At 62.6% G+C, this 14,041-nt stretch carries 12 protein-coding genes and 1 pseudogene; 6 read left to right on the plus strand and 7 right to left on the minus strand.

Going from position 1 to position 14,041, the window contains the following annotated elements:
- The 5 genes from garD to HLUSI_RS0123745 all read right to left on the minus strand — a co-directional run.
- Window positions 1-1,306, minus strand: a 1,306-nt coding sequence (gene garD, locus HLUSI_RS30395; RefSeq protein WP_016836307.1) for a galactarate dehydratase, incomplete at its 3' end; no start/stop codon positions are given.
- Window positions 1,307-1,387: 81 nt separating this feature from the next.
- Window positions 1,388-2,686, minus strand: coding sequence for an MFS transporter (locus tag HLUSI_RS0123730; protein WP_238534075.1), 1,299 nt, complete (start codon window positions 2,684-2,686; stop codon window positions 1,388-1,390).
- Window positions 2,687-3,260: 574 nt separating this feature from the next.
- Entirely contained in the window at window positions 3,261-3,677 is a 417-nt protein-coding gene (locus tag HLUSI_RS0123735) for a CHRD domain-containing protein (RefSeq protein WP_016836309.1), read from the minus strand.
- 92 nt (window positions 3,678-3,769) lie between these two features.
- Window positions 3,770-6,055: a xanthine dehydrogenase family protein molybdopterin-binding subunit gene (locus tag HLUSI_RS0123740; RefSeq protein ID WP_238534073.1), complete on the minus strand. Its 2,286-nt coding sequence runs from the start codon at window positions 6,053-6,055 to the stop codon at window positions 3,770-3,772.
- On the minus strand, window positions 6,052-6,522 hold the full coding sequence (locus HLUSI_RS0123745; protein ID WP_016836311.1) for a (2Fe-2S)-binding protein: 471 nt from the start codon (window positions 6,520-6,522) through the stop codon (window positions 6,052-6,054). Before HLUSI_RS0123745 ends, HLUSI_RS0123740 begins: the two co-directional genes overlap by 4 nt.
- Before the next feature lie 101 nt (window positions 6,523-6,623).
- On the opposite strand from HLUSI_RS0123745, the gene HLUSI_RS34530 reads away from it, so the two are divergent.
- Window positions 6,624-6,974, plus strand: a complete 351-nt coding sequence (locus HLUSI_RS34530; RefSeq protein WP_238534074.1) for a hypothetical protein — start codon at window positions 6,624-6,626, stop codon at window positions 6,972-6,974.
- Between the two features lie 2 nt (window positions 6,975-6,976).
- Here HLUSI_RS34530 and HLUSI_RS0123755 read toward each other — a convergent pair whose 3' ends face one another.
- Window positions 6,977-7,558: an OsmC family protein gene (locus HLUSI_RS0123755; RefSeq protein WP_016836312.1), complete on the minus strand. Its 582-nt coding sequence runs from the start codon at window positions 7,556-7,558 to the stop codon at window positions 6,977-6,979.
- A gap of 367 nt (window positions 7,559-7,925) precedes the next feature.
- Between HLUSI_RS0123755 and HLUSI_RS30400 the strand changes: the two are divergent.
- From HLUSI_RS30400 to HLUSI_RS0123780, 5 genes and pseudogenes are all read left to right on the plus strand, one after another.
- Window positions 7,926-8,952, plus strand: a pseudogene (locus HLUSI_RS30400) (ABC transporter substrate-binding protein).
- A 31-nt stretch (window positions 8,953-8,983) separates the two neighbouring features.
- On the plus strand, window positions 8,984-10,012 hold the full coding sequence (locus HLUSI_RS0123765) for an ABC transporter permease (RefSeq protein ID WP_016836315.1): 1,029 nt from the start codon (window positions 8,984-8,986) through the stop codon (window positions 10,010-10,012).
- On the plus strand, window positions 10,006-10,812 hold the full coding sequence (locus HLUSI_RS0123770) for an ABC transporter ATP-binding protein (protein ID WP_016836316.1): 807 nt from the start codon (window positions 10,006-10,008) through the stop codon (window positions 10,810-10,812). The genes HLUSI_RS0123765 and HLUSI_RS0123770 overlap by 7 nt, the downstream gene beginning before the upstream one ends.
- Entirely contained in the window at window positions 10,809-11,999 is a 1,191-nt protein-coding gene (locus HLUSI_RS0123775) for a c-type cytochrome (RefSeq protein WP_016836317.1), read from the plus strand. The genes HLUSI_RS0123770 and HLUSI_RS0123775 overlap by 4 nt, the downstream gene beginning before the upstream one ends.
- Before the next feature lie 108 nt (window positions 12,000-12,107).
- On the plus strand, window positions 12,108-12,899 hold the full coding sequence (locus HLUSI_RS0123780; RefSeq protein ID WP_016836318.1) for a MetQ/NlpA family ABC transporter substrate-binding protein: 792 nt from the start codon (window positions 12,108-12,110) through the stop codon (window positions 12,897-12,899).
- A 336-nt stretch (window positions 12,900-13,235) separates the two neighbouring features.
- Here the strand turns inward: HLUSI_RS0123780 and HLUSI_RS0123790 are convergent, their stop codons facing one another.
- Window positions 13,236-13,895 (minus strand): DsbA family oxidoreductase, encoded by a 660-nt coding sequence (locus HLUSI_RS0123790; protein ID WP_016836320.1) that lies wholly within the window; start codon window positions 13,893-13,895, stop codon window positions 13,236-13,238.
- Window positions 13,896-14,041: the final 146 nt, after the last annotated feature.

Below are 14,041 nucleotides of genomic sequence, written 5' to 3' on the forward strand. Positions count from 1 at the left end.
GGTTCATGCCGGCCGCCAGTTGCAAGGTGCCGCAGACGAAATCGCTGGCCGGCGTGGCGGCGTAGATCAAACCCTTCTGCTTCAACTTGTCGCCGGGAGCCAGCACACCCGAGATCGGGCTGCTGCCGGACTTGACGATCGAGCCCATGGCCTTCTCGACGATATTGGCGAGGCCGCCCTTCTTGTTGCCCGGCGTGGTGTTGGCGCTGCGGTCGACGCCGCCTTTCTGCAGGTATTTGTCGTACCAGTCCATCTCGCGGATCATGGCCTGCGCGACCTCTTCGTTGACGGCGCGCGAGGTCAGCTGATCGATGCCGTCGCGTACTTCGGTGACTTCCGAAAACATCACCGCGGCGCCCGCGCGCACCAGCAGGTCGGTGGCAAAACCGACTGCCGGATTGGCTGTCACGCCCGAGAACGCATCGCTGCCGCCGCACTGGACGCCGACCACCAGATCGGAGGCCGGGCACGTCACGCGACGACGCTTGTCGAGTTCCTGCAGGCGCGCTTCGGCCATCTTCAGAATGGAGTCGATCATCGAGTTGAAGCCGACGTGCTCGGCATCCTGCAGGCAAACCACGTAAGCTTCGCCTTCCTTGTGGATGGGGATGATGCTTTCCGGCAGCAGGCGATTCGGCTGCAGTTTTTCGCAACCAAGGCTGACCACCATGGCCTGGCCGCCGAAGTTCGGATTGAGGCTGATGTTGCGCAATGTGCGGATCGGGATGTCCGCGTTGGGCGCATCGATGGCGACGCCGCAGCCGTAGGTGTGTTCCAGCGCCACCACGTCTTCGACATTGGGATACTTCGGCAGCAGCTCCTGGCGGATGCGCCTGACCGCATGCTCGACTACGCCGGCAACGCATTGCACGGTGGTGGTGATCGCCAGCAGGTTGCGCGTGCCGACTGAACCGTCGGCGTTGCGATAGCCCTCGAAGGTATAGCCTTCCAGCGGCACCGATGCCAGCGCGGGCGCCTTGCGCGTGGCGATCGGCAGGTTGTCGAGTTCGCGTGCCGGGGGCAGCGTCACCACCGACTCTTCGATCCAGCTGCCCCTGGCGATATCGCGCGCGGCGTAGCCGATGGCGACGTCGTAGCGGATGATCGCCGCGCCCTGCGGAATATCGCGCAGGGCGATCTTGTGGCCTTGCGGCACCTGGCTGATCAGCGTGAGGCCATCCGGGAACACGGTGCCGGCCGGCAGGCCGCGGTCGTTGACGACGATGGCGACGTTGTCGTTCTCGTGCATCAGGATGTAGCGTGGAATATTGGTGTTGCTGGCTTGGGTGGCTGTTTCGGCGCTCATGGCGAATCCATTGACAACATGCTGCGGGTTAAACAACGCTGCCGGGACGCAGAGGGTCCCGGCAGCGTGGGTTTGTCTATCTCAGAGAGGCTTCAGTTCGACGCGCTTGATTTCCTTGACGATCACCAGGTAGCTGATCACCGTCACCAGCGCATTGGCGCCGACGAAAATCAGGGCGCCGCTGAACGAACCGGTTTCCTTCAGGATATAGCCGATCACGATCGGCGTGGTGATGCCGGCGATATTGCCGAAGGTGTTGAACAGGCCGCCCGACAGGCCGACGATTTCCTTCGGTGCGGTATCGGCCACCACGGCCCAGCCCAGTGCGCCGACACCCTTGCCGAAGAAGGCCACGGCCATGATGCCCACCACCATCCACTGCGCATCGACGTAGTTGCACAGGATCATCGTGGTCGACAGCAGCATGCCGCCGACAATCGGAATCTTGCGCGACATGGTGACGCTGTTGCCGCGCTTGATCAGGCGATCCGAAATCAGGCCGCCGACGACGCCGCCGATGAAGCCGCACACCGCCGGAATCGAGGCCACGAAGCCCGCCTTCAGAATCGACATGCCGCGCTCCTGCACCAGGTACACCGGGAACCAGGTCAGGAAGAAATACGTGATCGTGTTGATGCAGTATTGGCCGATGTACACGCCCAGCAGCATGCGATTGCTCAGCAGTTGCTTGATGTAACCCCACTTGGCCTTGCCGGCATCACCGCTTGCAGCGGCGCCTGCGGTCGCTTTCGTCGTCTTTGCCTGATCCATGTCCACCAGTCCGCCGCCCTGCTCGATGTGCTGCAGCTCGGCCTGGTTGATCATCGGATGATCTTTCGGGCTGTGGATGACGCGGATCCAGAGGAAGGTCAGCAGGATACCGAATGCGCCCATCACCGTGAACACATGGTGCCAACCGTAAACGTGCGTGATCCAGCCCATCAGCGGCGTGAACAGCACGGCGGCGAAATACTGCGCCGAGTTGAAAATCGCCGACGCCGTACCGCGCTCCGCAGTCGGGAACCACGACGCCACGATGCGGCCGTTGGCCGGGAACGACGGCGCTTCCGCCAGGCCGACCATGAAGCGCAGCAGGAACAGCAGCACCACCGCAGCGGCCGTGCCGAACCAGGTGACGCCGCCTTGCAGCAGCGTGAAGAAGGACCACAGGAAAATGCTCAGCGCATAGATCTTCTTGGAACCGAAACGGTCCAGCAGCCAGCCGCCCGGCAACTGCGCCAGCACGTAAGCCCAACTGAACGCGGAGAAAATGTAGCCCATCATCACCGGATCGAGACCGAGTTCGGACTTCATCGAGGTGCCGGCGATCGACAGCGTGGCGCGATCGGCGTAATTGACCGTCGTCACGATGAACAGCATGAACAGAATCAGATAGCGAACATGACTCGGCTTGATATTTTCTTTGGCGCTTGCGCTGATGGCTGCGCCCACTTGATTGACACTCACTGATTGTCTCCTGACCGGAATTGCGCCGAGGCCCGGAGGAAACAGCAAATGATGAAGCGGGATGCGGCGAAAGCGCGATCTCCTGCTCATATTTGACATTGTCCGACGAAGCGGCAGCGGCAGTGTTTATTATTGAAAGAGCTGCAAGAGGACTTTGTTATCAGTCATCATACAACATAAAGTAAAGTATAAACACGCGCTTTTGGTTTGGCAATGGAATTATTATCGCCCTCCTGAAAACCTCTGCAATCCGCTACGGTATTGAATTTATTAGATTGCGCCAGCCGTGTAAAAGTCTAAAAACCTCTGATCGCAGTGCCGCCTCCTCCCCGATTTCTGTCCCGCCACCGCTCTCTCCAGCCGCGAAATCAGAATAGTTGTATGACAATTTACCGGAAGACAAAACCATGCGCCCACAAAAAAGCCACCCTTGCAAAAGGATGGCTTCCGGAGCAGGAAAAGAATCCGGCTCGCAATCGGCAGCGTCTTATTTCGGCAGCAGCTGACCGCGGATTTCACCGCCCGGATGTGCAGCGGTATGGACATTCACGTACAGTCCGCCGGCCAGATAGGCGGCATATTGCTCGTCGGTGAATTTGGCGCCGGCCGGAACGGTCCAGCCGTTATCGCCGTCCCTGGCCAGGCCGACCAGCACCGGACCGTTGGCGGCGCCGGTATGGATGTGCGCCATCTTGCCTTCGATGCCGCTGGTGGTGATCTTGCCGCTCACGCTCTTGTCGGCGGCAACGCTGATGCTGCCGGTGCCGCTGGCGGTGGAAGTATTGGCGGGGACTTCGCTGGCTCCCTTGAGGTCGACGCTGACGGTTTGTGCGATGGCGGCGCTGCTGAACGACAGAACTGCAACCAATGCGAGGGCGATGCGGCTGGCGGTGACGTTGATCATGCTTGATTCTCCTTGGTGTTATGGACTTTGTGAGGAAACAGCTCGCGCAGTGTAGAACACAAACGCGAGCGTTGCAGCGCCACTGCCGTTTTTCAAACCTTCTGCAACGCCGCCTTTACCCGCTCCGGCGTGAACGGCACCGTGCGCAAGCGGATGCCGGCCGCATCCCACACCGCATTGGCCAGCGCCGCCGTTACCGGCGATGCCGCCGCTTCCCCGCCGCCCAATGGCGGCATGGTGGGACGGTCGATCAGTTCGATGCGCAACTCCGGCACCGCCGGGAACGCCAGGATGGGATAGCTGGCCCAGTCGACGTTCTGCACCCGGCGCGTGTCGAAGCGGATCTCTTCATACAGGCTGCGCGAAATGGTTTGCAGGATGCTGCCCTCGATCTGCGCGCGCAAGCCGTCGGGGTTGATGATCAATCCGCAATCATGCGCGCAGGCCACGCGCAGCACGCGGATCTCGCCGCTGGCGCGGTCGACCTCGACCTCCATCGCCATGGCGACATAGGTTTCGTTGTGCTTGTAATGCGAATAGGCGATGCCGCGTCCGCGCTTGTTGGTCTTGTTGCTGCTGTTGGCGAGGCCTCCACTGACGGCTCGCGATTGCCAGCCGAACAGCGCCGCCGTGCGTTTCAATACTTCCGCGCCGCGCGCATCCTTGAGCGATTGCAGGCGGAACGCCAGCGGATCCATGCCCGCCTGCGCCGCCAGCTCGTCGGTGAAACATTCCACCGCATAGATGTTGGCAATCTTGCCCGGCGCGCGGATGTTGGCCGGACGCAGCGGCGCGCTGTCGTGCCAGTGCACGCCGACCGCGACGTTGGCGACCTCGTACGGCGGATCGCCGTTCTGTGAAATCAAGCCGGTTGAAATTCCCTTCGGCTGCGGCATGCCTGCCGTCTGCGGCGCCAGCAAGGGCACCGTCGGCAGGCTGGCGGTGGCGCGCGGCAGCCACATCTCGGTGCGCCACGCGGCGATCGACTTGTCGGCGTTCAGCGCGCCTTCCAGCGTCAGCGCCTGCGGCGGCCCCTTCGGATCGAAGCCGTGTTCATCCTGGCGCGACCATTGCACCCGCACCGGTTTGCCGAGCGCCTTCGACATCAGCGCCGCATCGGCGGCGGCGTCGTCGTGGCCGTTCATGCCGTAGCAGCCGGCGCCGTCGACATACACCAGGCGCACCGCTTCATTGGGCATGCCCAGCATCTGTGCGTAAGCAGGACGATAACGATGCGTGCCCTGCGAGGCGGTGTAGATGGTTGCCTGCTTTGCGCCCACGTCGGCCACCGCGCACGACGGGCCGATCGAGCCGTGCGTCTGTATCGGCCAGTAATAACTGGCGCTGATTTTTTCCCCTGCGCCTTGCAAGGCGGCGACCGCATCGCCCTTCCTGACCAGCGTTTCTTCGGCATCGAAGGGACCATTGCGCAGCCATTGCTCGACCTTGTCGTGGCCCATCAGCTTGTCGCTGTCGCTCCAGACCACTTTCAACGCAGCGGCGGCCTGGATCGCATCCCATTCGTCGGGCGCGGCGACGGCGAGGAAATCGCCCAGCCGCACCACCTTCACGCCGGGGAATTGCCTTACCGACGACTGATCGACCGAGACGATGTTCGCCCCCTCGGCGGCGGGACGGATTACGCGTCCGTGCAGCATGCCCGGCAGCTTCACGTCATGCACATAGGTATGCGTGCCGGTCACCTTGGCAGGCACGTCAGGACGCAGCAAAGGCTTGCCGACCACACGATAGCTTTGCGGATTGTTCAGCGGCGCCTTGGCATCGACCTTGAGATCGAAACGCTTGCCGCCGACCAGCTCGGCGAAACTCAATCCCGTACCTGCTGCGCCGGCTTTCGGTCGCACCATCCCGTCCTGCACCATCAGCTCGGAGGCAGGCTTCTGCAAACGTGCCGCCGCCATGGCGATCAGCGCCTCGCGCGCGGTCGCCGCCGCCTGACGGATCTGCACGCCGCCGCGCATGACGCCGCTGCTGCCGGCGGTCGGTCCCTGGTCGGGCGTGAGTGCGGTGTCGCCTTCGATCATGTCTATCTTGTCGACGCCGATGCCGAGTTCTTCCGCCGCCATTTGCCGGATAGCGATGCGCAGTCCCTGGCCGAGATCGACCTTGCCCGAGAACAAGGTCACCGTGCCGTCCTGGTGGATGGCGATATAGCCGTCCACGGCGCCGGCGTCGAGCGTCTTGTCGAGCAGCGCATGAGCCTGCGCGTTGCCGGCCTTGTCGCGCAAGACCTGCTCGGCGGCCAGCACCGTCACGGGAGCAACCAGCGTCACCACCAGCGCGCCGCCGGCTTTGAGCAGCGCGCGCCGGCTCATTTGAATGTCGAAAGAGGCGAGGGGAATAAAAGGTGCGCTCACGCCGGCGTCCTCCCCGAAGCACGCATCACCGCGCGCAGGATGCGCACGTGGGTGCCGCAGCGACACAGGTTGGCCGACAGCGCATCCTTGATTTCGGCTTCGCTCGGCTTGGGGTTCGATGCCAGCAAAGCGGCGCTGGTCATCACCATGCCGTTGGCGCAGTAGCCGCATTGCGCTGCCTGTTCAGCGATGAAGGCGGCCTGCACCGGATGCGGTTTATCGGGCGTACCGAGGCCTTCGATGGTGGTGATGGATTTGCCCGCCACCGCCGACAACGGCGTCACGCAACTGCGCAGCGGGGTCTGGTCGAGCAGCACGGTACAGGCGCCGCATTGACCCAGTCCGCAGCCGAACTTCGGACCTGTCAGGCCGATGTTGTTGCGCAGCGCGTAAAGCAGGGGTTGCTCGGGATCGCGGACATCCACGGAACGGGCCTTGCCGTTGACGGTGAAATTGATGGTAGGCATGACGCTCTCCGGGTCATTGAAGCTGGCTATTAAAAATCTACGAGGATTTCCAAATCACTTGCAACCGAGGTATCGAGGCATGGTGCGCAATGGATTCTAGCATGGCGACATTCGCAGCAGAACGGGCTTTTCCGGCGATTTGGCATTCCCTGCCAGGGCAACCGGCTGGAAGACAGTACGTCCGCTTCGGCAAGACCGCCAAGGCGCCGATGCTGTGGATCTACATCGAAAACGACCAATACTTCAACCCGGCCCACAGCAAGGCATGGCACGCCGCCTTCGTGAAGGCAGGGGGTTTTCATGAAGACATTGCGACCATTCCCTGTGCTCGCGGGGCTGCTGCTGGCAAGCTGCGCAGCGCTTCCGCTGCACGCGCAAACTCAGCCTGCCGCCGACGGCGCGACTCACTGGGGACATCAAGCGGAACCACGCCGGTCGCAACCGGCGGCTGAGATCAGGAGATCACCGGTTCCGTCCGCTCGGCGCCAACTGCCGATTCGGCCGACGCCACGCTGCGCGTGTGACGGATCTCCGCGCGGATCTGCTGCGGATTCTTGAGCAGGTTGAGGATGGGGCAAGTCTTTTCCACCGCCTCGAACAAGGCGTCCACGTCTTCCTTCGGAGCCGGCGACACCAGGTGCACGGTGTAGCCGATGTCGTGCGGATAGATCGGAATGTCTTCGTAACCCGGGCGACCGCCGCGCGGATCGATCTTGCCGCTCACCTCCACCGCCAGCGATTCAACCGGCACCTGACGATGCGCAGCCTGAATCAAAAAGATATGCGTCACGCAAGAACCCAGTACGCCCAGTTGCAACTCGGGCGAACTGGGGCCGAGGTTGTAGCCGGCGAAATCCGGCGGGCTGTCGCTGATCACCTGATGGTCGCGGATGCGGATGCGGCGCACCCCGCTGCGGCCTTCGGCGCTGACCGTGGCTTGCAGCGCAACGGGTGCGGCCGTGCCGGCATCGATAAGCGCTTCGCGCGCCAGCACGGCGCTGCGTTTTTCGGAGAGATAATGGTTGAGCGTGGTCATGGCGGTTTCTTTCCTGGGTTAGTGTGAGGGATCAAAATACGGAACCAAGTTTCCGTCCGCCATTTGCCCGCGACAACGAAGCATTCCGCATATTCATATGCGCCCGCAAAGCGCTCCGCATCTGCGATAGCGACGCATCCTGCGGCAAAGTCCGCAGCCTCCGCCAAGCCTGCATCCGCCCTGTCCGATCGGCGTTGCTTCAAGCGCCCAACGTATAAATAAACGCATTCTTATTCTTTGGGCGCACCGCCCGTCCTCATTAGTATTTGCCTGTTTTGTCAGCGGCTCGTCAGCGCCAGGGTCTTGTCTTGCCCGCGCCGAACTTTTACACGCAGCCCGCTCCGGTCAACCCAGTGGAGTCCCAACAATGAAGAAAAATATCCTCTCGCCAGATGCTCTTTCCGTTCCATCCTGGTCGCGCCGCGACGTGCTGCGTGCCGGTGCTGCTGCTGCCGTGGTCGGCGCGGGTGCCGCCATCGCCACGCCCAACGCCTGGTCGGCGCCGCCACGCAAACTGACCTTCGCCTGGAGCGCGATCTCATTCTGCCTGTCGCCGGTGGTGGTGGCGCAGGAACGCGGCTACTTCGAAAAGAACGGCCTCGATGTCGAGCTGCTGAACTGGGGCGGCTCCACCGATCAACTGCTGGAAGCGCTGGCGACCGGCAAGCGTCGGCCTGATCCACCGCTGGCTCAAGCCGCTGGAAGCGGGCTTCGACGTCAAGATCATCGGCAGCGCGCACGGCGGCTGCCTGCGCCTGGTCGGCGCCAATCAGGCCGGCGTGAAGGACATCAACAGCCTCAAGGGCAAGGTCATCGGCGTGTCCGACCAGAACAGCCCGGCCAAGAATTTCTTCGCCATCCATCTCGCCAAGAAAGGTTTCAACGTCGAGAAGGACGTCGAATGGCGCGTCTATCCGGCCGACCTGCTCGACGTCGCGGTCAAGAAGGGCGAGATCCAGGCGATTGCCGACGGCGACCCGAACATCTTCCTGATCGAGAAACGAAACAAGGGCGTATTCACCGAAATCGGCAACAGCGCCGTCGGCGAATACAAGGACAAGATCTGCTGCATCCTGGGCGCGCGCGGCGACCTGGTGCGCAACGACAAGCCGGCGGCGGCGGCCGTGGTGCGTTCAATTGTGCAGGCCTCGGAATACGTCGCAGAAAACCCCAACGAAGCCGCCAAGATATACGCCAAGTATTCGCCCAAGGTGCCGGTCGAAGACCTGCGCGCGCTGCTGAGCAGCCTGACCTATCACCATCATCCGACCGGCAAATCGCTGCGCGATGAAGTGGAATACTTCGCACGCGATTTCCACACCGCCGGCGTGCTGAAGAAATCCACCGATCCGGTACGCCTGGCCAATCACGTCACGCTCGACGTGCTCGGCTGATCCATCGTCGTTCCCCTTACCGGAGATCACCATGACCACCACCACGACCAACGATGTCCTGCTCAGGGCCGGCCAGGCCGGTCTGTTCGAGGGCGTGCGCGCCGTCGGCATCTGGCGCACCGGCCTGCTGGCGGCCGTCGCCTGGCTGCTGCTGGGCGCGATTACGCTGCGCTGGCCCAACAAGGAAGTCGGTTTCAGCGACTGGGCTTTCACCGATGAATTCGGCTACGCCACCATCGCGGTGAGCGTGGTGCTGGCGGTGCTGGCGCTGGCCGGCGACCGCGCCGGCCGTATTGTCCATCTGCTGCGTCCGGCCGGCCAATGGCTGGTGGCGGCGCCGCTGTTGCTGGGCGTGTGGGAAATCCTGACCGCCAAGCTGGGCGTGCTGCCGTCCCCCTTCTTCGCCCCGCCGCAAAGCCTGATCGAGGTGTATAGCGAAGACTGGAGCCGCCTCGGCATCAGCACCGCCTATTCGCTGCGCTTGCTGGTGCACGGCTTCGCCGCCGGCGGCCTGGTCGGATTTCTGGTGGGCGCGACGATAGGCTGGTCGCGCGTGGCCGGTTACTGGGTGCATCCGGTGCTGCGCTTTCTCGGTCCGGTGCCGGCGTCCGCGCTGCTGCCGCTGGCGTTCTTCTTCGCGCCGTCGAGCTACGCCGCTGCGGTGTTCCTGATCGCGCTGGCGACGGCCTTCCCGGTTGCGGTGCTGACCTGGTCGGGCGTGGCCTCGGTCAACAAGAGTTACTACGACGTGGCGCGCACGCTGGGCGCGTCCGAATGGTTCCTGATCCTGCGTGTGGCGATCCCGGCGGCGCTGCCGCAAGTGTTCGTCGGCCTGTTCATGGGATTGGGCGCCGCGTTCTCGGTGCTGGTCACGGCCGAAATGATGGGCGTCAAGGCCGGCCTCGGCTGGTACCTGCAATGGTCGCAAGGATGGGCCGCCTACAGCAATATGTACGCTGCACTGATCGTCATGGCGATCCTGTGCTCCAGTCTGATCACGCTGCTCTTCAGGGTGCGCGACCGCGCGCTGTCGTGGCAGAAAGGAACCGTCAAATGGTAAACGCCGCCATCGAGCAGCATTCACAAGCAGATGCACCGGCAAAAACCGGCGCGCACATCGATATCCAGCACGTCAGCCACTGGTTCAAGTTGCCCAATGGCGTGCTGCAGGTGCTCGACGATATTTCACTGACTGTCGCTCCCGGCGAATTCGTCGCCCTGCTCGGCCCGAGCGGCTGCGGCAAGTCCACCTTGCTGCGCCTGGTCGCGGGACTGGAGCCGGCCACCACCGGCCAGGTGACGCAGGATGACACGAAGATCACGCGTCCCGATCCCTCGCGCATCGTGGTGTTCCAGGATCCGACGCTGTACCCGTGGCGCAAGGTGTGGGACAACGTCGCGCTCGGTTTGCAGGCGCGCGGCCTGCTCAAGGAGCAACGCCACCGCGTCGACGACGCCCTCGCGCTGGTGGGCCTGACCGAGTTCGCCGACGCCTTCCCGCATCAGCTGTCGGGCGGCATGGCGCAACGTGTGGCGCTGGCGCGCGCACTGGTCAACGATCCGCAGTTGCTGGTGCTGGACGAGCCGCTGGGCAAGCTCGACTCGCTCACGCGCCTGCAGATGCAGAGCGAGCTGGTGTCGCTGTGGCAGCGCAACGGCTTCTCGGCGCTGCTGGTCACACATGATGTCGAAGAAGCCTTGTTCCTGGCCAATCGGGTCATCATCTTCAGCGACCGGCCGGCGCGCATCCGCGCCGAGATCAAGGTCGACCTGCCCTACCCGCGCCATCGCGGCGATGCGCGGCTGGCCGAGTTGCGCCACGAAGCACTGCGCCACCTGGGACTGGATGCCAGCTGGTGAATCTGTTGTCCTTGTCCGACTGGATCAACCTGCTGCTCGGCGCGATCCAGGTATTGCAAGACGGTTTCCTGCACGCGCTGGCGGCGCTCGGGCTGGCGCAAACCAGCCACGGTCAGCCGGCCTGGCCTTTCGCCGAACGCCTCAGCGGCGACGTCCTGCTGATCGATCGCAGCATCGCCCGGCAGTTGCTGAGCGCGCTTGGCTTCTCTCTCGCGGCATTGCTGGCGCTGGTAATTGCGCTGGCGTGGCGACGCGGCCGCGTGGTGATGCTGCTGGCGACGGTCGCCCTCGTCTTCTTCACGCCGTGGCCCGATCGCCATCTGCTGCTGGCGCCGGCCGAACCGACCAGTTTCCATACTTCTCCCACCGGTTTCAGCGCCGCCGCCATCGTCCATGGCCGGCAAGTGTATGAACAGCGCTGCGCCAGTTGCCACGCCATCGACGGCAAGGGCGACACGCCGCTGGCGCTGTCCTTGCCGGTGTCGCCGCCCAATCTTGCCAGCGGCTTGCTGTGGCGCCGCGCCGACGGCGAACTGTTCTGGAAGATTGCCTACGGCGCACGCGACCGCCACGGCGCCGCGACCATGCCGGGCTTCACGCGCCAGCTCACCGACAACGACGTCTGGGCATTGATCGATTTCATGAAAGCCAACGCCGCCGGCGCCAGCATCCGCGCCATCGGTGCATGGGACCAGCCGGTCGCGTTGCCGGCAGAAGCCGCCGATTGCGGCAAGCAAGCCACGCAAACAGGCGGGCAACGCGTGCGCGTCATCCTGGCCTCGGCGCAACAATCCGCGGCGCTACCGTTCGACGACCCACGCCTGCGCAGCGTGGTCCTCGCCGACGGTGCGTTGAAGCTGCCTGCGCCGCAAGCAGGTGCGCCTGCCATCGACTGTCTGAGCCGCTCAAAGGACGCCTGGCAGGCGCTGTCCATCATCACCGGCATCGACAGCGACCAGCTCGCCGGCACGCAATTGCTGACCGACCGCGACGGCTGGCTGCGCGCACGCAAGCTGCCGGCCGACAGCAACGGCGCCTGGTCCGAATCCGATATCTTGTGCCGCGCCCCGGCCGAAATGGCGGCAGGAAAATCCAACAAACCCGGCGGTCTTGACAGCCTGATCGCGGCGATGGACGCAGAACCGGTGCGCTTCGTCAAAGGTGGTTTCGTGCATGCGACACCCTGACTGACCAAAGAAGAAAACTGCATATCGTCGTGAGAAATGCGTCGTTCGCAATTGCAGAGGCGGTTGCTACACTTTCCGCCGATTCTCCTACCGACCAGAAAGCACGCCGTGTTCCCATCCAGCCTGACCAAGAAAATCCTTTTCACCGCTGCGCTCGCCTTCAGCGCCAACGTCTTCGCTGCCGATGCGCCCTTGCGTGTGGGCGCCTCGCCCGGCCCGTTCAGCGACTTCTTGCAGGAAGCCGCCAAGATCGCCAACGCGCAAGGTTTTCCGGTCAAGGTGATCGAGTTCACCGAGCCGACCCAGATCAACGAAGCGACCCAAGCCGGCGATATCGATCTGAACAATTTCCAGCACGTGCCGTACATGCAAAAGCAGAATGAATCGCGCGGCTACAAGATCGTCTCGATCAAGCCGACCTATGTCGCCCCGGCCGGCATTTACTCGGCCAGGCACAAGTCGCTGGCGGCCTTCCCCCAGGGCGCCAAGATCGGTATCCCGAACGATCCGGCCAATGAAGCACGCGCCCTGTTCCTGCTGCAAAAGGCCGGCCTGATCAAACTGAAGGCCGACGCCAACACCAACGCCGGCGTCGCCGACATCGCGGAAAATCCGAAGAAGCTCAATATCGTGCTGCTGGACGAAGTGCAATTGCCGCGCGTGCTGGTCGACATCGATGCCGGCGTCATCACGCTCAACAAAGGCGTGCTGGCCGGACTGAATCCAAAGGACGCACTGCTGCTGGAAGACAAAACCTCGCAATGGGCCATCATCTGGGCCGCCCGCGCCGACCGCAAGGACGACCCGCGCATCGCCCGTTTCATCAAGATCTTCGAATCAGAGCAGATCAAGCAATTCATCATCAAGAAATTCAACGGCACGGTGATTCCGGCCTGGTGAGGTGGAACGAACGTTCCTGGCGTTCACAGGCAATCCGATTTGAGCCAGAGAAATGCCATTGTTGAGATCGACGCCGCTAGAGTACTTCCTCGCTCCGCTGTCTGGCTTCTTCTCTCGCATCTTCCATTTGCCGCCGAGTGTCAACCCTCGCTCGCAGATGTGCCACATATGCCTGGTGACTGATCGGGGCGATCGTCATCAACTCTTTCAGATTGGCCGTACTTTCATCATGTCGCTGATGCATGGTTACTCCTGATCAAAGGTTTAGTCTTTTTACCATACATGAATGACTATGTGTCCACGCGTCCACACTCTCTGTCCAGGTGGCCTAAGAGATCACGAAGTCTCAACATCGCCTGCCAGGATCGCACGAAGCTGCTCTTCAAATACGTCCGGGGGCTGGCCGCCTGAGATCAGGTAGCGATCATTTACGATGACTGCCGGTACGCTGCTGATGCCGCGCTGGGTCCAAAACGTTTCCTCTTCCTTCACTTCCTGCGCAAACCGGTCCGATGCCAGTATTTCGCTTGCCTCGACGGTATCCAGGCCGGCTTGGCTGGCGAGTTCTGCCAACACATTCCGGTCGGCGATGTTCTTGCCGTCGGTGAAGTAAGCTTCGAGCAGGATCAGTTTCAGCGCTGCTTGTGCATTCTTCTCCTTTGCCCAGGCAAGCAGGCGATGGGCGTCGAAGGTGTTGTAGACGCGGCTGGTGTCATCGCGGTTCATGGTGAAACCGACCGAGGCCGCTCTGGCCCGGATTTGTTCACGGTTGATGCGGGCCTGGTCGGCGCTGATGCCGTATTTTTCGGTGATGTGTTCAAGTTGCTCCTGCCCGGCTGCGGGCATGCCGGGATTAAGCTCGAAGGGGTGGACGGTGAAGTCGACGTGCGTCTCCGGACCGAGGCGTTCGAGCGCGGTATTGAGACCCGCCAGCCCGATCGCACACCAGGGACATACGACGTCGGAAACGAAATCGATCTTCAAAGCCTTGTTCATGGGAATACCTCATGCATGGCACCTGTGGCCAGGTGGCGTTAATGGATGGAAATATTGTAAGCCGGATGCGCAAACGGCACCTGGTGAGGCCCAATTACAACCAATGCGGATATTGACAGTATTGAGCAGACCGCCCGCATGGCTTT

It is taken from the genome of Herbaspirillum lusitanum P6-12 (assembly GCF_000256565.1).
In the GTDB taxonomy this organism is placed as follows: domain Bacteria; phylum Pseudomonadota; class Gammaproteobacteria; order Burkholderiales; family Burkholderiaceae_D; genus Herbaspirillum; species Herbaspirillum lusitanum.

Bases quoted from the DNA above. Each gene is read 5' to 3' on its own strand.
- HLUSI_RS0123730 (WP_238534075.1), bottom strand. From the start codon at position 2,686: ATGCTGTTCATCGTGACGACGGTCAATTACGCCGATCGCGCCACGCTG.
- HLUSI_RS0123735 (WP_016836309.1), bottom strand. From the start codon at position 3,677: ATGATCAACGTCACCGCCAGCCGCATCGCCCTCGCATTGGTTGCAGTT.
- HLUSI_RS0123745 (WP_016836311.1), bottom strand. From the start codon at position 6,522: ATGCCTACCATCAATTTCACCGTCAACGGCAAGGCCCGTTCCGTGGAT.
- HLUSI_RS34530 (WP_238534074.1), top strand. From the start codon at position 6,624: ATGGCGACATTCGCAGCAGAACGGGCTTTTCCGGCGATTTGGCATTCC.
- HLUSI_RS0123755 (WP_016836312.1), bottom strand. From the start codon at position 7,558: ATGACCACGCTCAACCATTATCTCTCCGAAAAACGCAGCGCCGTGCTG.
- HLUSI_RS0123765 (WP_016836315.1), top strand. From the start codon at position 8,984: ATGACCACCACCACGACCAACGATGTCCTGCTCAGGGCCGGCCAGGCC.
- HLUSI_RS0123770 (WP_016836316.1), top strand. From the start codon at position 10,006: ATGGTAAACGCCGCCATCGAGCAGCATTCACAAGCAGATGCACCGGCA.
- HLUSI_RS0123790 (WP_016836320.1), bottom strand. From the start codon at position 13,895: ATGAACAAGGCTTTGAAGATCGATTTCGTTTCCGACGTCGTATGTCCC.